At 53.3% G+C, this 23,927-nt stretch carries 24 protein-coding genes; 21 read left to right on the top strand and 3 right to left on the bottom strand.

The window, feature by feature from the left end; translation table 11 throughout:
• Positions 1–25: 25 nt before the first annotated feature.
• On the bottom strand, positions 26–2,161 hold the full coding sequence (gene igaA / locus IB222_RS01630; RefSeq protein ID WP_149384416.1) for an intracellular growth attenuator protein IgaA: 2,136 nt from the start codon (positions 2,159–2,161) through the stop codon (positions 26–28).
• Positions 2,162–2,483: 322 nt separating this feature from the next.
• On the opposite strand from igaA, the gene nudE reads away from it, so the two are divergent.
• A complete protein-coding gene (nudE, locus tag IB222_RS01635; protein ID WP_003827667.1) occupies positions 2,484–3,044 on the top strand; it encodes an ADP compounds hydrolase NudE in 561 nt (186 codons plus the stop codon).
• A 105-nt stretch (positions 3,045–3,149) separates the two neighbouring features.
• On the opposite strand, the gene mrcA is transcribed toward nudE, so the two are convergent.
• Entirely contained in the window at positions 3,150–5,702 is a 2,553-nt protein-coding gene (mrcA, locus tag IB222_RS01640) for a peptidoglycan glycosyltransferase/peptidoglycan DD-transpeptidase MrcA (RefSeq protein ID WP_166465280.1), read from the bottom strand.
• A gap of 120 nt (positions 5,703–5,822) precedes the next feature.
• Between mrcA and IB222_RS01645 the strand changes: the two genes are divergently transcribed.
• The 20 genes from IB222_RS01645 to IB222_RS01740 all read left to right on the top strand — a co-directional run bounded on the left by IB222_RS01645 (position 5,823) and on the right by IB222_RS01740 (position 23,584).
• A complete protein-coding gene (locus tag IB222_RS01645; protein WP_149384417.1) occupies positions 5,823–6,602 on the top strand; it encodes a DNA utilization protein HofM in 780 nt (259 codons plus the stop codon).
• Positions 6,602–7,141, top strand: coding sequence for a PilN domain-containing protein (locus tag IB222_RS01650; protein ID WP_149384418.1), 540 nt, complete (start codon positions 6,602–6,604; stop codon positions 7,139–7,141). The genes IB222_RS01645 and IB222_RS01650 overlap by 1 nt, the downstream gene beginning before the upstream one ends.
• Entirely contained in the window at positions 7,125–7,580 is a 456-nt protein-coding gene (locus IB222_RS01655; protein ID WP_032945211.1) for a hypothetical protein, read from the top strand. Before IB222_RS01650 ends, IB222_RS01655 begins: the two co-directional genes overlap by 17 nt.
• Entirely contained in the window at positions 7,570–7,983 is a 414-nt protein-coding gene (locus tag IB222_RS01660) for a HofP DNA utilization family protein (RefSeq protein WP_063941383.1), read from the top strand. The genes IB222_RS01655 and IB222_RS01660 overlap by 11 nt, the downstream gene beginning before the upstream one ends.
• Entirely contained in the window at positions 7,886–9,133 is a 1,248-nt protein-coding gene (gene hofQ / locus IB222_RS01665) for a DNA uptake porin HofQ (protein ID WP_149384419.1), read from the top strand. Before IB222_RS01660 ends, hofQ begins: the two co-directional genes overlap by 98 nt.
• A gap of 404 nt (positions 9,134–9,537) precedes the next feature.
• On the top strand, positions 9,538–10,059 hold the full coding sequence (aroK, locus tag IB222_RS01670; protein ID WP_003023552.1) for a shikimate kinase AroK: 522 nt from the start codon (positions 9,538–9,540) through the stop codon (positions 10,057–10,059).
• A 57-nt stretch (positions 10,060–10,116) separates the two neighbouring features.
• Positions 10,117–11,205, top strand: a complete 1,089-nt coding sequence (aroB, locus tag IB222_RS01675; protein WP_063941382.1) for a 3-dehydroquinate synthase — start codon at positions 10,117–10,119, stop codon at positions 11,203–11,205.
• Between the two features lie 96 nt (positions 11,206–11,301).
• Positions 11,302–12,603: a cell division protein DamX gene (gene damX / locus IB222_RS01680; protein ID WP_149384420.1), complete on the top strand. Its 1,302-nt coding sequence runs from the start codon at positions 11,302–11,304 to the stop codon at positions 12,601–12,603.
• Between the two features lie 117 nt (positions 12,604–12,720).
• On the top strand, positions 12,721–13,557 hold the full coding sequence (dam, locus tag IB222_RS01685) for an adenine-specific DNA-methyltransferase (protein ID WP_003827684.1): 837 nt from the start codon (positions 12,721–12,723) through the stop codon (positions 13,555–13,557).
• A 17-nt stretch (positions 13,558–13,574) separates the two neighbouring features.
• The gene (gene rpe / locus IB222_RS01690; RefSeq protein ID WP_003023561.1) at positions 13,575–14,252 is read left to right on the top strand and encodes a ribulose-phosphate 3-epimerase; all 678 of its coding nucleotides are present in this window, start codon (positions 13,575–13,577) and stop codon (positions 14,250–14,252) included.
• Complete coding sequence (gene gph / locus IB222_RS01695) at positions 14,245–15,003, top strand: phosphoglycolate phosphatase (protein ID WP_003827686.1); 759 nt, start codon at positions 14,245–14,247, stop codon at positions 15,001–15,003. Before rpe ends, gph begins: the two co-directional genes overlap by 8 nt.
• A complete protein-coding gene (gene trpS, locus IB222_RS01700) occupies positions 14,996–16,000 on the top strand; it encodes a tryptophan--tRNA ligase (RefSeq protein WP_003827687.1) in 1,005 nt (334 codons plus the stop codon). The genes gph and trpS overlap by 8 nt, the downstream gene beginning before the upstream one ends.
• A gap of 165 nt (positions 16,001–16,165) precedes the next feature.
• Positions 16,166–17,071, top strand: a complete 906-nt coding sequence (gene yhfZ / locus IB222_RS01705; RefSeq protein ID WP_126317303.1) for a GntR family transcriptional regulator YhfZ — start codon at positions 16,166–16,168, stop codon at positions 17,069–17,071.
• Between the two features lie 15 nt (positions 17,072–17,086).
• Positions 17,087–17,449 carry a PRD domain-containing protein gene (locus IB222_RS01710; protein ID WP_126317304.1) on the top strand — a complete coding sequence of 121 codons (363 nt, stop codon included), beginning with the start codon at positions 17,087–17,089 and terminating at the stop codon, positions 17,447–17,449.
• 83 nt (positions 17,450–17,532) lie between these two features.
• The gene (locus IB222_RS01715; protein WP_126317305.1) at positions 17,533–18,696 is read left to right on the top strand and encodes a YhfX family PLP-dependent enzyme; all 1,164 of its coding nucleotides are present in this window, start codon (positions 17,533–17,535) and stop codon (positions 18,694–18,696) included.
• Positions 18,696–19,922, top strand: a complete 1,227-nt coding sequence (locus tag IB222_RS01720; RefSeq protein WP_149384421.1) for a phosphopentomutase — start codon at positions 18,696–18,698, stop codon at positions 19,920–19,922. Before IB222_RS01715 ends, IB222_RS01720 begins: the two co-directional genes overlap by 1 nt.
• A complete protein-coding gene (locus IB222_RS01725) occupies positions 19,919–20,797 on the top strand; it encodes a phosphotriesterase-related protein (protein ID WP_149384422.1) in 879 nt (292 codons plus the stop codon). The genes IB222_RS01720 and IB222_RS01725 overlap by 4 nt, the downstream gene beginning before the upstream one ends.
• Positions 20,798–20,807: 10 nt before the next feature.
• Positions 20,808–21,161: a DUF2620 domain-containing protein gene (locus IB222_RS01730; RefSeq protein ID WP_003023576.1), complete on the top strand. Its 354-nt coding sequence runs from the start codon at positions 20,808–20,810 to the stop codon at positions 21,159–21,161.
• Positions 21,162–21,172: 11 nt separating this feature from the next.
• On the top strand, positions 21,173–22,477 hold the full coding sequence (locus tag IB222_RS01735; protein ID WP_126317308.1) for a YhfT family protein: 1,305 nt from the start codon (positions 21,173–21,175) through the stop codon (positions 22,475–22,477).
• Between the two features lie 12 nt (positions 22,478–22,489).
• Positions 22,490–23,584 carry an aminotransferase class I/II-fold pyridoxal phosphate-dependent enzyme gene (locus tag IB222_RS01740; protein ID WP_148361399.1) on the top strand — a complete coding sequence of 365 codons (1,095 nt, stop codon included), beginning with the start codon at positions 22,490–22,492 and terminating at the stop codon, positions 23,582–23,584.
• 66 nt (positions 23,585–23,650) lie between these two features.
• Here the strand turns inward: IB222_RS01740 and IB222_RS01745 are convergent, their stop codons facing one another.
• Positions 23,651–23,821, bottom strand: a complete 171-nt coding sequence (locus IB222_RS01745) for a YhfL family protein (protein ID WP_042311973.1) — start codon at positions 23,819–23,821, stop codon at positions 23,651–23,653.
• Positions 23,822–23,927: the final 106 nt, after the last annotated feature.

Below are 23,927 nucleotides of genomic sequence, written 5' to 3' on the forward strand. Positions count from 1 at the left end.
TAGCATATCCTGTCGCGCGAGCGTGTTATCGAATCAGGCTTTCCGGGTTGTCAATCAGTGTTGGATTGAGACAACTTTCGTAGTAGCTCTGAATTTCCGCGATGCGGGTGCGGTGACGCTGGTAGCGTCTGAATGCCTGTATGCTGTTGTAGATAGCGCATCCGAGCATGGAGAACATCAGCAGCGTCGTGCCAAGGTAGCGCCATAATCCTGAACGATCCGGAATACGATGCAGGCCAATGTGCTGGGTGCCATTGGCGTCAGTCGAAATATTGGTGACGATCCCCTCCGCGCGAAATGGTGTCTGCATTAGCATCTGCGCCAGGCGCTGGAAGGCGTTCCACTGTTCCTGGGGAGGATAGTCATATAGCGAGGTCGTCGGCCACGGCTGATCGACCAGATCGCTGCCTTCGTCGCTGATAATCAGGAAACCGCCAGGGGCAGGGCTATTCAGCGCCTGGGCTGCTCGCGCAGTCTCGCGTGAAATAAACGGCGCCGTAGAGGTATTCACCAGATTATCCAACGACTCTGCGCTTACCGGACGTAGCAGCACGTTCACGCCATCCAGTTTGCCTGCGTTCGCTCGCTTCACCAGCGCGGCCCAGTCTTTACTGTTACCGAGGTTAACCAGCGCATTTTTTAAGCGTACACATTCATCTTTGGCTGCACACAGATCGGCCGTTTTAAGGACTATCTCACCAAAATCGTCCAGTAACACCATGCCGGACTTTTGGATTGCCGAGCGTAGCGATGCGCTGACGCGAGAGTCATCGTCAGGTTTGGGATGCAGCTGACGGCTCACGGCCTGCGTGAGCGCGGTGGCCTTATTCACCAGGTCAGACTCAGGCAGCGGTAATGCGCGCGCATCATTCCAGATAATTTGCGAGCAATCGAAAGGCATAAACGGCGTGGCAGGCTGCGCATTCCAGCTCCCTTGGGTATGAATGTTACACATACCCGTACCACTCAGGTGCAGCGTGTCACCCACGCGAACGCCCGCGTTTTCGAGCTGTTTAACGCTGGTGGCTTCGATAGTTTGCGCGCCCTTCATCCAGGAGAGCGTGACCTTTATTGGCATATCCAGCGGGATCCAAAACAGCAGCATCAGCAGTACCAGCAACGAGCCGCCCGCGATGACGGCGTTGCGCAGCCAGTGCTGTAATGGGAAGTTTTTCACTTCATCGTGCAGAGATAAAAAACGCCCCTGGCGGACAACGTGGCGATCGAGATAAATATCGATATCCGTTTGCTGGCCAAGGTCTTGGGCGATGTAAGGTTGCCAGTGAGGTGGGTAGATCAGATCAATAATACCCAGCGAGATATTATTAATTTGCTCCTGGTCGTTTTCGCCAAACAACCCCCAGCGACGCGGCGTACCGCGCAGACAATGAATTTCCCGCAGGGCGCTTTTGGACGGCGGAGCGAATAATCCCCACAGTCCCGCAGCTAACAGCAACACCGCGCCACCGACTGCCCACGGCACAAACGTATTCGGGATAACCAAACAGAAAAAGAACAGCAGGAATGATGCGGTTATCAGCAACGCCTCGCGCAATCCCGAAGGGCGGCTGAGCGCATATTCTTCATGGGTTTCCTGGCGAATATTCAGCAGTTCAATCTGCTCACTTTCTTCACCACGAATGGATGCCTGGGTAGAAGCGGTGTGCTGCAACGCATAGCCACGCGCTTCCTGCATATATTCCTGTAGCGTATGGCCGTTCAACGAGATAACCAGTGGTATTGTATTGGTGTGGATTATCTCAACGCTGTTTTCGTCATTGATGTATTGTTCCCAGAAAGGGGGAAGATGTACCTCAACGGAATCAAGATAGTAGCGCCATTTGTTAGGATCGTCGGTGGTAATGCCGTAACGTGTAATCGAACGAGTAAGCACGATGACGCTATTACTTTGGGCATTCAACGTTAATGAGACCGGCGCAGAACTGGCTCCCGTTGGACCAGGTACTTGCTGAATTTGACTAAGGCTTTCGAGATAGTTTTCGACTGCACTGCGTTCTTCAGGCGCGAGTTTACGTTTCGAGGCGTCTGAGAAGACACTGCTCAAGGGTAAATTTTTCTGCCTGGATTTTGATTTGAGTAGCCATCCTGCAAGCAATGAGCAGGCCAGCAAAGCAGCTAAAAAAATCAGAATGGTGCTCATGCTTTCCCCATCTTACTTAGTCTGTCAGGCGTGGTCAGTCGCACCCTGTTCAATATTCGTGATTCTGTGGTTGGCTATCGGCAAGTGTGGAGTCGAACTTGAGCATCTTTAAGTACAGCCCAGTAAATGCGAATCATAGCAAAATCACTAAAAATGGAATATCAGCAAATTCCTGGAGTTATTTCAACCTATTGACTTTTAATTTGAAATAGGGACTAACTTTTAGTACGTTACATAAATGTAAATAAACGGCAATTCACATTGCCGAAACCGTGCGGTATATCGCACAATAACCCCAGATTTCACAGCAAAGATCCTCACAATGAGCAAATCATTACAGAAACCCACGATTTTGAAAGTGGAAACCGTCGCCCAATCCCGGCTTTTTAAGGTCGAAAGCGTGGACCTTGAGTTCAGCAATGGCGTACGCCGCGTTTATGAACGTATGCGTCCATCCACGCGTGAAGCGGTAATGATTGTGCCGATTGTTGACGACCATCTGATCCTTATTCGCGAATATGCGGTCGGGACCGAGTCCTACGAACTGGGTTTTTCCAAGGGATTAATCGACCCTGGCGAAAGCGTGTTTGAGGCGGCGAATCGGGAGCTGAAAGAAGAGGTGGGGTTTGGCGCAAAAGATCTGACGTTTTTAAAGAAACTCAGCATGGCGCCATCTTATTTCTCCAGCAAGATGAACATCGTGGTGGCAGAGGACTTATATCCTGAATCGCTGGAGGGTGATGAACCTGAGCCATTACCGCAGGTGCGCTGGCCGCTGGCGCATTTGATGGACCTGCTGGAAGATCCTGATTTTCATGAAGCACGTAATGTCAGTGCGCTGTTCCTCGTACGCGAATGGCTGAAAGGGCAGGGGCGGCTTTAATTACGATTGCCAACTGATACCTTATCCAGCCTACAAAATTCCGGAAGATCAAATAATTGTACCGAAATTGTAGGCCGGATAAGCGAAGCGCTATCCGGCAATCGATCAGAACAGTTCGTGTGTCTCACCATTATCAATAATGGTTGTTCCCACCTCATGCACCGCTTGTTGCGTCGGTTGTGTGCCTTCAATGAAGTACTCTGCGCGGCTATTGCCACCGCTTGCCAGCTGTCCTGTGCTGCGATCGATATTGACCGTCACGATACCCGGCGGCGGCGTCAGCGGCTGCTCAGGCACACCTTCCAGCACGGACTTCATGTAGGCATCCCATGCAGGCTGCGCACTCTTCGCGCCACCTTCGTAGCCGGAGATTTGGTCTTTGATCGCGCCTGAAGCTGTCGTATGACCAAGGTTGCGGCGATGGTCATCAAAGCCGATCCATACCGACGTCACTACCCCTGGTCCGTAACCGGAGAACCACGCATCTTTTGAGCTGTTGGTGGTCCCGGTTTTCCCGCCGATATCATGACGCTGTAAATCGCGACCTGCGCGCCAACCGGTTCCCATCCAGCCTGGTTCACCAAAGATATTGGTGTTCAGCGCGCTTTTAATCAGGAAAGCCAGCGGTGTGTTGATCACGTGCGGAGCGTATTCCTGTGTGCCGCTTTGCGCGACCAGTGCCTGGTTAGCCTGCTCAAGCTGTGGCATAGGCACGGCGGAATTTTGCTGTTCCTGCGAGACGGCGACATCTTCTACGTTACTGTTTTCCAGCACATTAGATTTCTGGGTATCGCCATATATCACCGGAATATCGCATTCCGGGCAGGCAATTTTCGGCTTCGCTTCGAAGATAACGCCGCCCATATCGCTTTCAATCTTACTGATGAAATACGGATCGACCAGGAAGCCGCCGTTAGACATCACTGCGTAACCGCGTGCCACCTGCAACGGTGTGAACGAAGCAGAACCCAGCGCCAGCGACTCGGTATGCACAATGTTCTGTGCCGGGAAGCCGAAACGTTGCAGATACTCTGCCGCGTAATCCACGCCCATGGCGCGCATGGCGCGTACCATGACTACGTTTTTCGACTGACCCAGCCCCTGACGTAAGCGGATAGGGCCGGCGTACTGCGGCGGGGAGTTCTTCGGCTGCCAGTCGGAACCAGCACCGGCATCCCAGCGGGAGATCGGCACGTCGTTGAGCATGCTCGCCAGCGTCAGACCTTTGTCCATCGCGGCGGTATACAGGAATGGCTTGATGTTGGAGCCCACCTGGCGTAACGCCTGGGTTGCACGGTTAAACTTGCTCTGGTTGAAGTCAAAACCACCCACCAGCGCCAGCACCGCGCCGTTTTGCGGATTGATGGAGACCAGTGCGGAGTTGACGTCTGGTACTTGCGCCAGCCACCAGGCATCGCCCACCTGGCGTACCCAGATTTGCTGGCCAGTCTGTACTACGTCAGTCACTTTACGCGGCGTTGGGCCTTGTTGAGTATCCGAACGGTAAGGACGCGCCCAGCGCATACCATCCATCCGTAATGACACTGATGTACCATCCGCCAGCGCGGCAATGGCTTCCTGTGGATTGGCGCTGGTAACAACCGCCGGCAGCAGGGGGCCATAAGTCGGCAGCGCTTTCAGCGTATCGGTAATTTTCTTGCTGTCCCAACTGCTTTCGCCCACTTTCCACAGCACGTTCGACGGGCCGCGGTAGCCGTGGCGCATGTCGTAATCCATCACGTTGTTACGTACTGCCTGCTGAGCTGCCTGCTGTACTTTGCGCGTAATGGTGGTGGTGATGCGATACCCGTCTTCGTAGGCTTTCTCGCCATAACGGTTATACATCTCCTGGCGCACCATTTCAGACAGATACGGTGCAGAGAAAGCGATTTCCGGCGCGTGGTAGTTAGCGTCAATGGCCTCGCCGCGCGCCTGATCGTACTGGGCCTGCGTGATGTAGTTTTCGCTCAACATACGCGACAGTACAACGTTACGTCGCGCGGTTGCACGGTCCATCGAATAGAGCGGGTTGAAGGTTGACGGCGCTTTTGGCAAACCGGCAATCACCGCAATTTCACTTAAGCTGAGTTGATCCACTGTCTTACCGAAATAGACCTGCGCGGCAGCACCCACGCCATAGGCGCGATACCCCAGATAGATCTTGTTCAGATACAGTTCGAGGATCTCATCTTTACTCAGCAGTTGTTCAATGCGGATCGCCAGGAACACTTCTTTGATCTTACGCATCAGCGTACGTTCCGGGCTCAGGAAGAAGTTTCTCGCCAACTGTTGGGTAATGGTACTCGCCCCTTGCGACGCGTGACCGGAGAACAACGCGACGCTGGCCGCACGGAAGATCCCCACCGGGTCTACCCCATGGTGCTCATAAAAGCGGCTGTCTTCTGTGGCGATAAAGGCTTTAACCATTACCGGCGGCATCTGATCCAGTGTGACCGGGATTCGACGTTTCTCGCCATATTGCGCGATTAGCTCGCCGTCAGCGCTGTAAACCTGCATCGGGATCTGTAAACGCACATCTTTGAGCGTCGCGACGTCAGGTAATTGCGGCTCGATATAGCGATAAAGGCCATAAATCGAGCCTGCTCCCAGCAGGATGCAACATACTGCAAGGATTAATAAATACTTTACGAACTTCACTGGAGATTTCCCATTTAGTGGCATTTGGGCAGTTTATAAACAAACGCGCGGTAGTATAAAGGCAAGCCAGACGCATTGATATACCCGTTAAAGCGACGGGTGATAAGGAGATCATCAGCAATGGCTTTCAATATCTGGAAAATTGGTCTGCATATTCAGCAACATGAAGCGCTGGCTGTCGCTATCGTTCGCGAAGCATCAGGTTGGTATCTGCAACGCTGGTGGCGTATACCGCTGACGCCTCAGGTTATCGTCGATGGCCACATTCGCGAGCCTGAACAGCTGGTCGCCGCGCTACTGCCGTGGAGCCGGGAGCTCCCTCGCCGACACCATATTCATCTCTCTTTTCCCGCCAACAGGACGTTACAAAAAAAGTTTCCTCGTCCGACAATGACGTTACGCGAGCCAGAGCAAACCGCATGGTTGTCCGGTTCGATGGCGCGTGAACTCGATATGGCGCCGGATGCGCTGCATTTTGATTATAGCGAAGACACGTTGAGCCCGGCGTTTAACGTCACTGCTGCGCAAAGCAAAGAGATTTCAGCGCTTCTGACGCTTATCCAAACCCTGAAGGTGCAGGTTACGGCGATTACACCGGATGCCAGCGCGTTACAGCGATTTATTCCCTTCTTGCCAGAGCATCAGCAGTGTCTGGTATGGCGTGATGACACCCAGTGGTTATGGGCGACCCGTTCGGCATGGGGACGTAAATCAACGGGCGATATTGGCAGTATCGATGAGCTTGCCACGACATTATCTCTGCCCACGACAGCCATTGCGCAATGCTCCCCTGGCGGCTTCGACCCTTTGAGCGCCGTGTCTGTACGCCAGCCGCCCATTCCAACGCAAAGCCATCACTTCGCCATTGCGCTGGGACTCGCTATGGGAGGCGCGTACTGATGATAGCGACCATTAATCTTCTGCCCTGGCGTCAGACTCGGCGTTACGCTTGCCTGCGCTTCTGGGGCATCTTATTTAGCGCTTCGCTACTGCTTAGTATTGGCGTGTTGTTGCGCTATTACAGCGTGTTGAGTGTAGAAAATCGGGCTGAATTGTTGCTGGCAGACGCCGAAAAGACGCGTGTCGAGGCCTTAATGGCGCTAAAGCCGCGTATGCAGCAGCGCCAGCAACGATGGCAACAGGTGCAGGCACGGAACAAACAGCGTGAGCAGACCCGAAGCTGGCAGTCGGTATTGCAAGAGCTGGCGGAATTTCTGCCTGAGCAGGCGTGGTTAACAAAAATGGCCTGGCAACAGGACACGCTGGAACTGACGGGAAACACGCTGAACTTTGCCGCGCTGCAGGCGCTGGAGGCGCAATTACGCCAGCAGCCATTGTTTCAGTTGAGCAGCCCCGGTGAAACGCAGCAGGATGCGCAGGGACGCTGGCAATTCCACTATCGACTGACACGGAGCGGTGCGCATGATAACGCTCTGTGATGTCTGGTTAGCGCAGTCGCCGCGCTTTCGACTCATCTGCTGGTGCGGCTGGATGTTAGGGCTACTCATACTGGTGACGTTATGTCTTTATCCCGTCGCGCGGGAGCGGACGATGCAACGCGAGACGCTGGTCCAACAACGGGCAGCTATTCAGATGCAATGGCGAGATGTCTATCTGCTGGCGGCATCACCAGCAGAGCCGGAAGAGAAACTGACCCTGTTCTCCCCGCTGCTGTTTCAGACTTCACTTACTCGTCTTATCCACTGGCAACCCTCCGCGCAAGGCGGAGAGATGGCGCTGATATCGGCCTGGGATGCTATCCCGCAGACGTTTGTCCAGTTGGCGGATCAGGGGATGAACGTCAGCCGATTTTCGCTTAGCGCAGAAGACACGGAGTTGCTGCTAACGCTACAGCTGGAGCGTCTGAATGACGGTTGAACGCTGGCTGTTGGCATGTATGAGCGTACTGATGCTCACCGGTATGCGTAATCCCTTCCTGCCGCCGGAGGACCGCTGCCAAATTGCTGAGATGTCGATATGGCGCTTTCAGGGCATGGTGAGCCAGGGCACGCGACCCATCGGCATCGTTCAGGATAGCCAGAAAAAATGGCGGCGGGTTAAGCCAAATGACGTCCTGAAAAACGGTTGGACGATTACGCAGATAACGGCCCAGAACATAACCCTCGATACAGAAAAAAACTGCGAACCGCCGCGATGGCAGTGGCAACGACAAGGAGCGGTAAATGAAGCGATGGATAGCGTGGATAGTAATAGCGCTGGCGGTCGGGATAACGAGCGCGCTGGCGACGAAACCGCAAAACGTGACGCTGGTGCTCGATGATGTGCCGGTTACGCAGGTATTGCAGGCGCTGGCTGAACAGGAACAGAAAAACCTGGTGGTTTCGCCAGATGTCAGCGGTGTGCTGTCGTTGCATTTGACGGATGTCCCCTGGAAGCAGGCATTGCAGACGGTGGTAAAAAGTGCCGGGCTGGTATTACGCCAGGAGGGCAATATCCTGCATGTGCATTCTGTTCAATGGCAGAGTGAAAATGCGGCCCGCCAGGACAATGAACAGGCGCGGATTCAGGCCAGTATGCCGCTGGAGCAGCGCAGCATTATTTTGCACTATGCCGATGCTGCCGAGCTGGCAAAAGCAGGAGAAAAGCTGCTCAGTGCCAAGGGAAGCATGACGGTGGATAAACGGACCAACCGCTTACTGCTGCGTGATAATAGCGTTGCGCTTAACACCCTGGAAAAGTGGGTATCGCAAATGGATTTGCCGGTTGCCCAGGTCGAACTGGCGGCGCATATCGTCACCATAAATGAAAAAAGTTTGCGCGAGCTGGGGGTGAAGTGGTCGCTGGCTGACGCACAACAATCGGGGGCGGTTGGGAATGTCACAACGCTTGCCAGCGATCTCTCTGTAGCCACCGCCACATCCCGAGTGGGATTTAACATTGGCCGTATTAACGGTCGTTTACTGGAACTGGAGTTGTCTGCGCTGGAGCAAAAACAGCAACTGGATATCATTGCCAGTCCACGATTACTGGCATCTCACCTGCAACCTGCCAGTATTAAGCAGGGCAGTGAGATCCCTTATCAGGTCTCCAGCGGTGAAAGCGGTGCGACATCCGTCGAGTTCAAGGAAGCGGTACTGGGGATGGAGGTAACACCAACAGTGTTGCAGAAAGGGAGAATCAGGCTGAAACTGCATATTAGCCAGAATGTTCCGGGACAGGTTCTACAACAGGCAGATGGCGAAGTGTTGGCTATCGACAAGCAAGAGATTGAAACGCAGGTCGAGGTAAAAAGCGGCGAGACGATTGCGCTGGGCGGGATTTTTTCACATAAGAACAAATCCGCAGCCGACAGCGTGCCGCTATTAGGCGACATTCCCTGGCTTGGCTCTCTTTTTCGCCATGATGGTAAAGAAGATGAACGGCGCGAATTAGTGGTCTTTATTACGCCCAGACTGGTTTCAACGGAATAACTTATGCATGAAAAGCCATTGTTTTTGCACTGAACACGTTTCAGGGATTTGACGTGAGGGTGTATTTAGCATACAAGGAGTACCGATTTGAGCGTCGGTACTTTTCTTTACTTATGCGGCAATGAATACGCTTTGCCTTTCCGGTGGTGTGCCATAGGCTTATTGGGTGTCATTTGGCTGCGCGATACGTCGCCAGGTCTGATGTTTGCAGGGTAGCATGCCTGCCACGACCAGAAATGCGTTAGGTTTGGTGATTTATTCAGTTGCCAAACCCGCTTGAGTATTGAGATAATTTTCAGTCTGACTCTCGCAATATCTTATGAGGTTTCAGTTCATGTCCTGCTGCGCTGGGTGTCTGCGAAGCGGGTTTACCATTAACGAATAGTCTTAGTAGTACCGAAAAAATGGCAGAGAAACGCAATATCTTTCTGGTTGGGCCTATGGGTGCCGGAAAAAGCACTATTGGGCGCCAGTTAGCTCAACAACTCAATATGGAATTTTACGATTCTGATCAAGAGATTGAGAAACGAACCGGAGCTGATGTGGGCTGGGTCTTCGATGTAGAAGGTGAAGACGGCTTCCGTGATCGCGAAGAAAAAGTCATCAACGAGTTGACGGAAAAACAGGGTATTGTGCTGGCAACTGGCGGTGGCTCTGTAAAATCACGTGAAACACGTAACCGTCTTTCCGCGCGTGGCGTCGTGGTCTATCTTGAAACGACAATTGAAAAACAACTTGCACGTACTCAACGTGACAAGAAACGCCCGCTGCTGCAGGTAGAATCACCGCCTCGTGAAGTTCTGGAAGCGTTGGCTGACGAACGCAATCCTTTGTACGAAGAGATTGCTGACGTGACCATTCGCACCGACGATCAGAGCGCAAAAGTCGTAGCAAACCAGATTATTCATATGTTGGAAAGCAACTAATTCTGGCTGAATACACACTCGTCTGCGGGTACAAGTAACTAAGGTGGATGTCGCGTAATGGAGAGGATCACAGTCACTCTCGGGGAACGTAGTTACCCTATCACCATCGCGGCTGGTTTGTTCAATGAGCCAGCTTCATTCTTACCGCTGAAATCGGGCGATCAGGTTATGTTGGTGACCAACGAAACCCTGGCTCCCCTTTATCTCGATAAGGTTCGCGGCGTACTTGAACAGGCGGGTGTTAACGTTGATAGCGTTATCCTTCCCGATGGCGAGCAGTATAAAAGCCTGACGGTTCTGGATACGGTTTTCACCGCGTTACTGCAAAAACCGCACGGTCGTGATACCACGTTAGTTGCCCTTGGCGGCGGCGTGATTGGCGATCTGACCGGTTTTGCGGCAGCCAGCTATCAACGTGGTGTTCGTTTTATTCAAGTCCCGACAACCCTGTTGTCGCAGGTCGACTCCTCCGTTGGCGGCAAAACCGCCGTAAACCATCCCCTCGGTAAAAACATGATTGGCGCGTTTTACCAACCGGCCTCCGTGGTGGTGGATCTCGATTGCCTGAAAACGCTTCCTGCGCGTGAGCTGGCATCGGGGCTGGCGGAAGTGATCAAATACGGCATCATTCTTGACGGTGAATTTTTCAGCTGGCTGGAAGACAATCTGGATGCGTTACTGCGTCTGGATGGTCCGGCAATGGCGTACTGTATCCGTCGTTGTTGTGAGCTGAAAGCAGAAGTTGTCGCAGCAGACGAGCGTGAAATGGGCTTACGTGCTTTACTGAATCTGGGACACACGTTTGGCCATGCGATCGAAGCTGAAATGGGTTATGGCAATTGGTTACATGGTGAAGCAGTCTCCGCAGGTATGGTAATGGCTGCCCGTACGTCAGAACGTTTGGGTCAGTTCACCTCCGCTGATACGCAGCGCATCATTACGCTGTTACAGCGAGCAGGCTTACCGGTGAATGGGCCGCGTGAAATGTCCACCGAGGCTTATCTGCCGCACATGCTGCGAGATAAAAAAGTGTTAGCGGGAGAGATTCGTTTGGTGCTTCCGCGAGCGATAGGGAAGAGTGAAGTGCGCGGCGGAGTGTCGCACGAGGTGGTTCTTAACGCTATTGCTGATTGCCAGCAGGCGTAACAACAAGAAAGGTCAGGCTTACGTTGCGAAACGTAGGTCTTTTAGCTTCAGGTTATGTGCAAAGTCGTAAGCATTAACCTTTGAGTGGGGTGTTAAATGGATGAATTCAAACCAGAAGACGAGCTGAAACCCGATCCCAGCGATCGTCGTACTGGTCGTTCTCGTCAATCGTCTGAACGCGATAATGAGCCGCAAATCAATTTTGATGATGTTGATCTGGATGCTGACGATCGCCGTCCTGCGCGCGCACGCAAAGAGCGTGATGAAGAGCAGGACATTGAAGAAGAGTATCAATCTGATGACGATGCGGTGGATGAAGAGCGTGTAGAACGTCGTCCGCGCAAACGTAAGAAAGCCGTCAGCAAGCCTGCCTCCCGCCAGTATATGATGATGGGCGTGGGTGTTTTGGTACTGCTGTTGCTGATTATCGGCATTGGTTCTGCACTGAAAGCCCCCTCATCTTCTTCCAATGAGCAGGCAGCATCTGGCGAGAAGAGCATCGATCTCTCTGGCAGCAATGCAACGGATCAGGCGAGTGCAACGACACCTGTAACGGGCGCTGAGCAGACCGCTGGCAATACCCAGCAGGATGTTTCCCTGCCACCGATTTCCTCTACCCCGACTCAAGGTCAGGCACCTGCGGCAACTGAAGGGCAGCAGCGTGTTGAAGTGCAGGGCGATTTGAACAACGCTCTGACGCAACCGCAAGGTCAGGAACAGGTTAACAACGTTGTGGTTAACTCTACGCTGCCGACCGAACCTGCGACCGTTGCGCCGATGCGTAATGGTAATGCTGTGCGCCAGACTGCGAAAACGGAAACGACTGAACGTCCTGCGGCTTCGCATCAGGAACGCAAACAGGCCGTCATTGAGCCGAAGAGCAAACCGCAAACTACGGTGAAAGCGACGCCGACAGAGCCGAAACCTGTTGCCCAGGCAAAACCAACCGTAACTGCTACCGCGCCGACCACCACAACTAAAGCACCTGTGGTAACCGCTACGCCGAAAGCGACCGCTGAGCCGAAAGCAACCACAACTGCGCCAGCACAGACTGCAACGCCTGCGCCAACGGCGACAGCAACAACGCCTGTTGCTGGCGGAGCGAAAAGTGCAGGTAATGTTGGAGCGTTAAAATCTGCGCCGTCCAGCCATTACACGCTGCAGCTCAGCAGTTCTTCTAATTACGACAACCTGAACGGTTGGGCGAAGAAAGAAAACCTGAAGAACTACGTGGTGTACCAGACGACGCGTAACGGTCAACCGTGGTATGTTCTGGTGACAGGCGTGTATGCGTCTAAAGAAGATGCGAAACGTGCAGTGTCTACGTTACCCGCTGATATTCAGGCGAAAAACCCGTGGGCAAAACCGCTGCATCAGGTTCAGGCCGATTTGAAGTAAGATAGGATATGTTCTGCAATGGTTTGATGTTTCGCCCAATTGCGGGACAAAGACTAAAGCGCAGGATGCTGTCGGAGCTTTCTCCACAGCCGGAGAAGGTGTAATTAGTTAGTCAGCATGAAAAAAAATCGCGCTTTTTTGAAATGGGCAGGGGGGAAATACCCCCTGCTTGATGATATCAAACGGCATTTACCTCAGGGTGAGTGCCTGATTGAACCTTTCGTGGGTGCCGGGTCGGTGTTTCTCAACACCGACTTTTCTCGTTATATTCTTGCCGATATCAACAGCGACCTTATCAGTCTCTATAACATCGTGAAGACGCGTACCGATGAGTATGTGCAGGCTTCGCGTGAGCTGTTTATGCCTGAAACCAACCAGGCTGAGGTGTACTATCGGTTCAGAGAAGAATTTAATGCCAGCGAGGATCCGTTCCGCAGAGCAGTACTGTTCTTGTATCTGAACCGCTTTGGTTACAACGGATTGTGCCGTTATAACCTGCGCGGCGAGTTTAACGTCCCGTTTGGGCGTTATAAAAAACCTTACTTCCCAGAAGCCGAGTTGTACCATTTTGCTGAGAAAGCGCAGAATGCGGAGTTCCATTGCCTCTCCTATGAAGAGTGCATGAACCGTGCGGATAGCAACTCTGTGGTCTATTGTGACCCGCCTTATGCACCGCTTTCGGCGACGGCAAATTTCACTGCGTATCACACCAACAGCTTTAGCCCGAAAGAGCAGGCGCATTTGGCCGAGATGGCAGAAAAGCTGGTCAGTAAGCAGATCCCGGTGTTAATTTCGAACCACGATACGCCCGATACCCGTGAATGGTACCGAGCGGCGAAACATTTTCAGGTCAAAGTGCGGCGCAGCATAAGCAGCAATGGCGGCACGCGTAAAAAGGTGAACGAACTGCTGGCACTGTATAAACCAGGAGTCGTAACGCCTGCGAAGAAATAAATCTCAAGGAGAAGCGGATGAAACAGTATTTGATCGCCCCCTCAATTCTGTCGGCTGATTTTGCCCGCCTGGGTGAGGACACCGCGAGAGCGCTGACTGCCGGTGCCGATGTCGTGCACTTCGACGTCATGGACAATCACTACGTACCGAACCTGACCATCGGACCGATGGTACTGAAATCGCTGCGTAAATATGGCATCACCGCCCCGATTGATGTTCACCTGATGGTGAAACCGGTCGATCGTATTGTCCCGGACTTCGCCGCCGCTGGCGCCAGCATCATTACTTTTCATCCGGAAGCCTCCGAGCATGTCGATCGCACTTTACAGCTGATCAAAGAGCATGGCTGTAAAGCGGGTCTGGTGTTCAACCCGGCAACACCGCTGAGCTATCTGGACTACGTCATGGATAAGCTCGATGTGATCCTGCTGATGTCCGTTAACCCAGGCTTTGGCGGACAGTCCTTCATCCCACAAACGCTGGATAAGCTGCGCGAAGTGCGTCGTCGTATTGATGAATCTGGCTACGATATCCGCCTCGAAGTGGACGGTGGCGTCAAAGTGAATAACATTGGTGAAATTGCCGCGGCAGGCGCAGATATGTTTGTCGCAGGCTCCGCCATTTTCGACCAACCAGACTACAAAAAAGTCATTGATGAAATGCGCAATGAACTGGCGAAGGTAAGTCATGGATAAGTTTCAGGATATTCGGGGCGCTGCATTTGACCTCGACGGCACGCTGGTCGACAGCGCGCCGGGATTAGCCGCAGCGGTGGACATGGCGCTATATGCGCTGGAACTGCCGGTTGCCGGAGAAGAACGCGTTATCACCTGGATTGGTAATGGTGCAGATGTACTGATGGAACGCGCGCTAACGTGGTCCCGTCAGGAGCGCGCAACATTACGTAAAACGATGGGTAAACCGCCCGTTGATGATGATATTCCCGCCGAGGAGCAGGTACGTATTTTGCGTAAGCTGTTCGACAGATACTACGGCGATGTCGCAGAAGAGGGGACATTCCTGTTCCCTGATGTTGCCGACACGCTGGGCGCACTGCATGCGAAAGGATTGCCGCTGGGTCTGGTGACCAACAAACCGACCCCGTTTGTCGCGCCATTGCTCGAAGCATTAGATATTGCCAAGTACTTTAGCGTGGTCATCGGTGGTGACGACGTGCAGAATAAAAAACCGCATCCGGATCCGCTGCTGCTGGTGGCAAGTAAGCTTGGCATCAAGCCTGAGCAAATGCTCTTCGTAGGGGATTCACGCAATGATATTCAGGCGGCAAAAGCTGCTGGCTGTCCGTCCGTTGGCCTGACCTATGGCTACAACTACGGCGAGTCAATCGCGCTGAGCCAGCCCGACGTTATTTACGACCGTATTAATGAACTACTGCCCGCTCTCGGGCTTCCGCATAGCGAAAATCAGGAATCAAAAAATGACTAAGCCCATCGTTTTTAGTGGCGCACAGCCCTCAGGTGAATTGACCATTGGCAACTATATGGGTGCGCTGCGTCAGTGGGTGAGCATGCAGGATGACTACCATTGCATCTACTGCATCGTTGACCAACATGCCATCACCGTTCGTCAGGATGCTCAGCAGCTGCGTAAAGCAACGCTCGATACGCTGGCGCTGTATCTGGCATGCGGTATCGATCCTGAAAAAAGCACCATTTTCGTGCAGTCTCACGTACCGGAGCATGCACAGTTAGGTTGGGCGCTGAACTGCTACACCTACTTCGGCGAGCTGAGCCGTATGACCCAGTTCAAAGACAAATCCGCGCGCTATGCGGAGAACATCAACGCCGGTCTGTTTGATTATCCGGTACTGATGGCGGCAGACATCCTGCTGTATCAGACCAACCAGGTACCGGTTGGCGAAGATCAGAAACAGCATCTGGAACTGAGCCGCGATATCGCCCAGCGCTTCAACGCCCTGTATGGCGACATCTTCAAAGTGCCTGAGCCGTTCATTCCTAAATCCGGCGCGCGCGTAATGTCGCTGCTGGAGCCGACGAAGAAAATGTCCAAGTCGGATGACAACCGCAACAACGTGATCGGCCTGCTGGAAGATCCGAAATCTGTGGTTAAGAAAATCAAACGCGCGATGACCGACTCTGAAGAGCCGCCTGTTGTACGCTACGACGTGCAGAACAAAGCGGGTGTTTCCAACTTGCTGGATATCCTCTCTGCGGTCACCGGTAAGAGCATTCCGGAGCTGGAGCAGCACTTCGAAGGCAAAATGTATGGTCATCTGAAAGGTGAAGTCGCAGAGGCCGTTTCCGGTATGCTGACCGAGCTTCAGGAGCGTTATCACCGTTTCCGTAACGATGAAGCTTTCCTGCAGAAAGTGATGAAAGAAGGTGCGGAAAAAGCCAGCGCCCGCGCATCTGTTACGCTGAAAGCCGTTTACGAAGCGATTGGTTTTGTCGCCAAGCCGTAATGCTCCCTGCAATACTGAAGAAACCGGGTTACGCCCGGTTTTTTTTCGCCTGTTGGTTTGTGAACCTCAAAAAATGTGAAGCGCCTCGCCATTTGCATATTTCCTCATTGCGTTATATTTTCACTTTAATGAAGATATAAATATTCAATTTACTGAAAATATAAAATGCGTCGGACATTTATCAAGAAAGAGGGGGTTGTGCTGACAACCCTGGCCCGCTACCTGCTCGGTGAGAAGTGCGGTAACAGATTGAAAACTATTGATGAACTGGCAGCCGAGTGTCACTCATCGGTAGGGTTAACCCAGGCTGCGTTGAAAACGCTGGAATCCTCAGGGGCGATCCGTATTGAGCGTCGCGGGCGTAACGGTAGCTATCTGGTGGAGATGGATAACCGTACGCTGCTGAAGCATGTGGATATTAATAACGTGGTCTGTGCGATGCCGCTGCCCTACACCCGTTTATATGAAGGACTGGCGAGTGGGCTGAAGGCGCAGTTCGATGGGATCCCGTTTTATTACGCACACATGCGTGGGGCTGATATTCGTGTGGAATGCCTGCTAAACGGCGTCTACGACATGGCGGTGGTTTCTCGTCTGGCGGCGGAAAGTTACCTTGCTCAGGACGGACTGCGCATCACGTTGGCGCTGGGACCGCATACCTACGTCGGCGAGCATCAGCTGATTTGTCGCAAGGGCGAATCTGCAGATGTAAAACGTGTCGGACTCGATAACCGTTCGGCGGATCAGAAAATCATGACCGAGGCCTGTTTTGGCAACCGTGACGTTGAATTGATCGATATGCCTTATCACGAAAGCTTGCAGCGCATCGCGAAAGGGGATGTGGATGCGGTTATCTGGAACGTGGTTGCAGAGGCCGAGCTGGCGGTACTGGGGTTAGAAGCCACGCCGCTCACCAACGATCCGCGATTTCTGCAGGCCACGGAGGCCGTGGTACTGACCCGCGCAGAGGATTATCCGATGCAGCAGCTACTGCGGGCGGTTGTTAACAAAGAGGCGCTGCTTGCCCACCAACAGCGTGTGGCGAACGGTGAACAGGAACCCAGTTATTAAGTGAAGGCAAACGACATGGAAAACAGGCTTAACCTGCTGTGTGAAGCAGGCGTTATCGACAAGGATATTTGTAGCGGCATGCTGCAGGTGGTCAGGCGGTTGGATGAAGAGTGGCGTTTGCCGATTTACAGTGAGCAAGGAACCATGGCGATGACCCATATGGCGAGTGCGTTAATGCGCAGTCGCCAGGGCGAAGTGATTGAAGCGCTGGATGGTGAGCTGCTGGAGGAGTTGGCGCAATCTCATCTCTGGCCAACTATTTTATTGGTACATCAGGCGCTGATGAAAGAGTTTACGGTGGCGCTGCACACCAATGAAGAAGGCTATATGCTGGCGAACTTGTATGGATTGTGGATGGCGGCGAACGAAGGCGTCTGAAATCAATGGGCAATGAGCTTATTGCACCTTAAATATTCAAAAAAATGAATATTTAACTGAAGGATTAGAAACGAGGCAGAGAAATGTTTATAGACGCATTGAAACGCCAGAACCCCGCGCTAATCTCGGCTGCTATCGCGTTATGGCAGCAGGGAAAGATCGCACCTGACAGTTGGGTCATTGATGTTGACCAGGTCATTGAGAATGGCAAACGTCTGCTGGATGTCGCCAGGCAACATGGTATCTCGCTGTATCTGATGACCAAACAGGTAGGACGTAACCCGTGGCTGGCGGAGAAGCTGTTGCAGCTTGGCTATGAAGGCATCGTGGTTGTCGATTACAAGGAGAGTCGCGTCATGCGCCGTGCCGGGTTGCCGGTTGCGCATCAGGGACATCTGGTGCAGATCCCGTCGCGGCTGGTCAATGAGGCTGTAGCGCAGGGTACTGAAGTCATCACATTGTTCTCACTGGAGAAAGCGCGCGAAGTTTCCGCTGCTGCAGTGAAGGCCGGTTGTGAACAGAACGTGATGCTGAAGGTGTACGACAAGGATGATTTTCTCTACCCGGGGCAGGAAAGCGGATTTCCGCTGATGTATCTGACGGATGTGGTCAATGAAATCCGCAGGCTTCCGGGTCTGCGTCTGAGCGGCCTCACTCATTTCCCCTGCCTGTTATGGGATGAAAACTCAGCGCAGACTATGCCGACGCCTAATCTGCATACGCTGGTAAATGCCCGACGTCAGTTGGCTGAGGCCGGGATTGCCATTGAGCAGCTTAATGCGCCGTCAGCCAGTAGCTGTTCGTCACTCCCCCTGCTGGCGGAATATGGCGTCACCCATGCGGAGCCGGGTCATGCGTTGACCGGCACCATTCCTTCCAATCAAAAAGGCGACCAGCCGGAGCGCATTGCGATGCTGTGGTTGAGCGAGGTATCGCACAATTTTCGTGGAGACAGTTATTGCTACGGTGGCGGCTATTACCGTCGCGGCCATGCGCAAAATGCGCTGGTCTTTACGCCAGAAAGTGACACGCCGATCGCAGCGAAGCTAAAACCCGTGGACGACAGCAGTATTGACTACTACCTGCCTGTTGCCGGGGAATTTCCGGTGAGCAGTGCGGTGATCTTCTGTTTTCGCACCCAGATCTTCGTGACGCGTAGCGACGTGGTGCTGGTATCGGGCATTCAGCGCGGTGCAGCTGAAATCGTCGCGCGTTACGACAGTCTCGGCAATATTCTGGAGGACTAATGGCCCGATTCGTGGTGTTAGTAATCGACAGTTTCGGCGTTGGCGCCATGAAAGACGTCACGCTGGTCAGGCCGCAGGATGCAGGAGCGAATACCTGTGGCCATATCCTGGGAGAACTCCCGCAGTTACGCCTGCCGACGCTAGAGAAGCTGGGGCTGATTAACGCTCTGGGCTTTGCCCCGGGCGTGATGAAACCGTCAGCATCGGCAGTCTGGGGCGTTGCAGAGCTACAGCATGAAGGGGGAGATACCTTTATGGGCCATCAGGAGATTTTAGGTACGCGGCCTCAGGCCCCGCTGCGGATGCCATTTAGCGACGTCATTGATAGCGTTGAGCAAGCGCTGAAAGCCGCGGGCTGGCAGGTGGAACGTCGCGGCGGCGATCTGGCGTTTCTTTGGGTCAACGATGCGGTTGCAGTGGGCGATAACCTCGAAGCGGATTTAGGTCAGGTCTACAACATTACCGCCAATCTTGCCGTTATCCCGTTTGATGAGGTGCTAAAGATAGGCCACGTGGTGCGTGAGCAGGTTCAGGTTGGGCGCGTGATTGCGTTTGGCGGTCAGCTTGCAGACAGCCAGCGCATTCTGGATGCCGCCGAGACCAAAGAGGGACGCTTTATCGGCATTAACGCTCCACGTTCCGGCGCCTATGAAAATGGCTTCCAGGTCAGGCATATGGGTTTTGGCGTCGATGAGCAGGTACAGGTACCGCAAAAACTGCATGACACCGGGATCCCTACCGTGCTGGTCGGTAAAGTGGCGGACATCGTTGGCAATCCACACGGGCGCAGCTGGCAAAACCTGGTGGATAGTCAGCAGATCATGGATATCACGCTTAACGAATTTAACGCGGAATCGACGGTATTTATCTGTACCAACATTCAGGAAACCGATCTCGCCGGGCACGCTGAAGACGTAGCACGTTATGCCGAACGGCTGCAGCTTGTTGATCTTAATCTTTCACGCCTTCTGGCCGCTATGGAGCCAAATGACTGTCTGGTGGTTATGGCCGATCACGGCAACGATCCGACCATCGGTCACAGCCACCATACCCGGGAAGTTGTACCGGTTCTGGTGTATCGGGAGGGGTTAGAGCCTGCGCAATTAGGCGTCCGGGCGACGTTATCTGACGTTGGCGCTACGGTATGTGAATTTTTCGGCGCGGCGGCACCACAAAACGGCAGCTCTTTTCTTTCGGCATTACGCCTTACAGGAGACACCTTATGAATTTTGATCCGACGGGCTACACCTGGGTCCACGAACATCTGCATATTGATCTCTCCGGGTTCAAGAATAATCTCGACTGCCGGTTAGATCAGTACGATCTCATTTGTCAGGAAATGAAGGATCTCCGGGCGTTGGGCGTCAGCAACATTATTGAGATGACCAACCGCTATATGGGGCGTAATCCGCAATTCATGCTCGACCTGATGCGCGATACCGGAATTAACGTGATGGCCTGCACAGGCTATTACCAGGATGCGTTCTTTCCTGAACATGTCGCGGCCCGCAGCGTGGAACAGCTCGCGCAGGAGATGGTCGATGAGATTGTCATCGGTATAGATGGCGCTGAATTGAAGGCCGGAATTATCGCCGAAATTGGTTCCAGCGAAGGGGTGATTACGCCGCTTGAAGAGAAGGTATTTATCGCCGCGGCGCGGGCGCACATCGAAACCGGACGCCCCATCTCGACCCACACCTCTTTTAGCACCATGGGCCTGGAACAGCTGGTGTTGCTACAGGCTCACGGTGTCGACCTTTCCCGCGTAACCGTTGGTCACTGCGACCTGAAAGATAACCTCGACAATATCTTACGCATGATCGATCTCGGTGCGTATGTGCAATTCGATACCATCGGTAAAAACAACTATTACCCGGACGAGAACCGCATTGGCATGCTGCATGAGCTACGTAATCGCGGGCTGCTTAATCGCGTGATGCTCTCCATGGACATTACCCGCCGCTCGCATTTAAAAGCCAATGGCGGCAATGGCTATGACTATCTGTTAACCACTTTTATCCCACAGTTGCGCCAGTCAGGATTCAGCCAGGCCGATGTGGACACGATGTTGCGTGATAACCCCTCACAATTTTTCCAATAAGGACAGAATCATGAAAAAGATTGGCGTTGCTGGCTTACAGCGTGAGCAGATTAAAAAGACCATCGAAACCGCAGCTCCGGGCTGCTTTGAAGTCTCCATTCATAACGATATGGAAGCGGCGATGAAGGTGAAATCCGGACAACTGGATTACTACATCGGCGCTTGTAACACCGGCGCGGGTGCAGCGCTGTCGATTGCCATTGCGGTGATTGGCTACAACAAAAGCTGCACTATCGCCAAGCCGGGTATTAAGGCGAAAGACGAACATATCGCAAAAATGGTTGCGGAAGGGAAAGTGGCTTTTGGTCTCTCCGTCGAACATGTTGAACATGCGATTCCGATGCTGGTTAACCACCTGAAATAAAAGGCATGACTATGGATCTGTATATTCAGATTGTGGTGGTGGCCTGCCTGACCGGCATGACGTCACTTCTGGCACATCGCTCGGCGGCTGTCTTTCATGACGGTATCCGTCCGATTCTGCCGCAGCTGATCGAGGGGTACATGAACCGCCGTGAGGCGGGAAGTATCGCGTTTGGTCTGAGTATTGGCTTTGTGGCGTCGGTGGGGATCTCTTTTACCCTGAAAACCGGCTTGCTCAACGCCTGGCTGCTGTTCCTACCGACGGATATTCTCGGCGTGTTGGCGATGAACAGCCTGCTGGCGTTCGGTCTGGGCGCTATCTGGGGCGTATTGATTCTGACCTGCCTGCTGCCGGTGAACCATCTGCTCACGGCGCTGCCGGTTGATGTACTGGGTAGCCTCGGTGAACTGAGTTCTCCGGTGGTTTCCGCATTCGCACTCTTCCCGCTGGTGGCGATTTTCTACCAGTTTGGCTGGAAGCACAGCATTATCGCGGCGGTGGTGGTACTGATGACCCGCGTGGTGGTGGTGCGTTACTTCCCGCATCTGAACCCGGAATCAATTGAGATTTTTGTGGGGATGATGATGCTGCTGGCGATCGCCATTACGCATGATATTCGCCACCGCGGCGATGACGAGATGGATGCCAGCGGGCTATCGGTCTTTGAAGAACGAACCTCGCGGATTATAAAAAACCTGCCGTACATCGCCATTGTCGGCGCACTGATTGCCGCCGTCGCCAGTATGAAGATTTTCGCTGGCAGCGAGGTTTCAATTTTTACGCTGGAAAAAGCCTATTCGGCGGGGATTACGCCGGAGCAGTCGCAGACGCTGGTGAATCAGGCTGCCCTGGCGGAGTTTATGCGCGGGCTGGGCTTTGTGCCGATGATTGCGACAACGGCGCTGGCGACGGGCGTTTATGCGGTAGCGGGTTTCACCTTCGTTTATTCCGTTGGCTACCTGGCGCCGAACCCGTGGATTGCGGCAATCCTGGGCGCGATCGTGATTTCAGCTGAAGTGCTGCTGCTGCGCTCTATCGGTAAATGGCTGGGGCGTTATCCATCGGTACGTAACGCATCGGACAATATTCGTAATGCGATGAATATGCTGATGGAAATGGCGCTGTTGATAGGCTCGATTTTTGCCGCTATCAAGATGGCAGGTTATACCGGCTTTTCGATTGCGGTAGCGATCTACTTCCTCAACGAATCGATTGGACGTCCGGTACAGAAGATGGCCGCGCCGGTCGTGGCGGTGATGATCACCGGTATTGTGCTGAATATTCTCTACTGGTTTGGTCTGTTTGTTCCGGCCTGAGGAGGCTAAAGCATGAAGACGTTTCCTCTGCAAAGCCTGACGCTCGCGCAGGCACAGCAAAAGCAGTTTGCGCTGGTGGATACGCTCTGCCGTCACTTTCCTGGCGCTGATTTTCTGGCGGGTGGTGATTTGGGGCTGGTCCCGGGGCTGAATCAGCCTCGGGTCACGCAGCGTGTGGAAAAGGTACTGGCTGAGGCGTTTCATGCTGAGGCCGCAGCGTTGGTTCAGGGGGCTGGCACCGGGGCTATTCGTGCCGGGCTGGCTGCGTTACTCAAACCCGGCCAGCGGCTGCTGGTTCATGACGCGCCTGTTTACCCCACAACGCAGGTGCTCATCGAGCAGATGGGTATTATCCTCGTCAGGGCAGATTTCAACGATCTTAAGACCATAAAGCAGGTCGTTGCGGAGCATCGCCCTGATGCCGCGCTGGTGCAGCATACGCGTCAGCAACCGCAGGATCGTTACGTGTTAGCCGAGGTGTTGGCGGAAATTGCGCGGTGCGGCGTACCGACATTAACCGATGATAACTACGCGGTGATGAAAGTTGACGGTATAGGCTGTGAATGTGGGGCGACGCTGTCTACTTTTTCGTGCTTTAAACTCTTCGGCCCGGAAGGCGTCGGAGCGGTGGTCGGCAAGGCGGAGGCTATCGCTAAAATCCGCGCGACGTTTTATTCCGGCGGCAGCCAGATCCAGGGGGCGCAGGCGCTGGAAGTGCTTCGTGGCCTGGTTTTCGCGCCAGTGATGCATGCAGTACAGGCTGGCGTTTCCGAACGGCTGCTAACGATTCTCAATAGCGGCGTGCTACCCGAGGTGAAAAAGGCGGTTATCGCTAATGCCCAGTCGAAGGTGCTGATTGTGGAGTTTCATCAGCCGATTGCCGCCCGTGTGCTGAAAGCGGCGCAAGAGAGAGGTGCGCTGCCATACCCGGTGGGGGCTGAGTCGAAGTATGAGATCCCTCCGTTGTTCTATCGCCTTTCGGGGACGTTTCGCGAAGCGAACCCGTCGTTGGGCGATTATGCGATTCGTATCAATCCAAACCGCAGTGGAGAAGAGACGGTGCTGCGTATTTTGCGAGAAAGCGTGAGTGCGATGACGTTTGAATGAGCATCTAATCTATAAATGCAAAAACCGGGAAGCTCCCGGTTTTTTGTATCTGCGCAATCGCTTCTATTACTGATCTGCAGCCGGGCCACAGCCACCAATAATTTTAGAAATTGAAATTGCTGGATGCAGGAAATAATCGTAGCTGCAGTTATTTTTTTTGTTTTCGATATGACCAGTACACGCGGTCAGTGTAGCCAGAACCCCAGCAACAATAGTGATCTTTGCAAATTTAAACATGTCAAAATCCTTGTTAGATATCTATTTCTAAATGGATGAAATCCATTTTTCGACGGTTAAGATATCAACTAACATAAACTTTAAGTAGTCCAGAAAAGGACATGTC

Source organism: Citrobacter sp. C13 (assembly GCF_014596815.2).
GTDB lineage: Bacteria > Pseudomonadota > Gammaproteobacteria > Enterobacterales > Enterobacteriaceae > Citrobacter > Citrobacter portucalensis.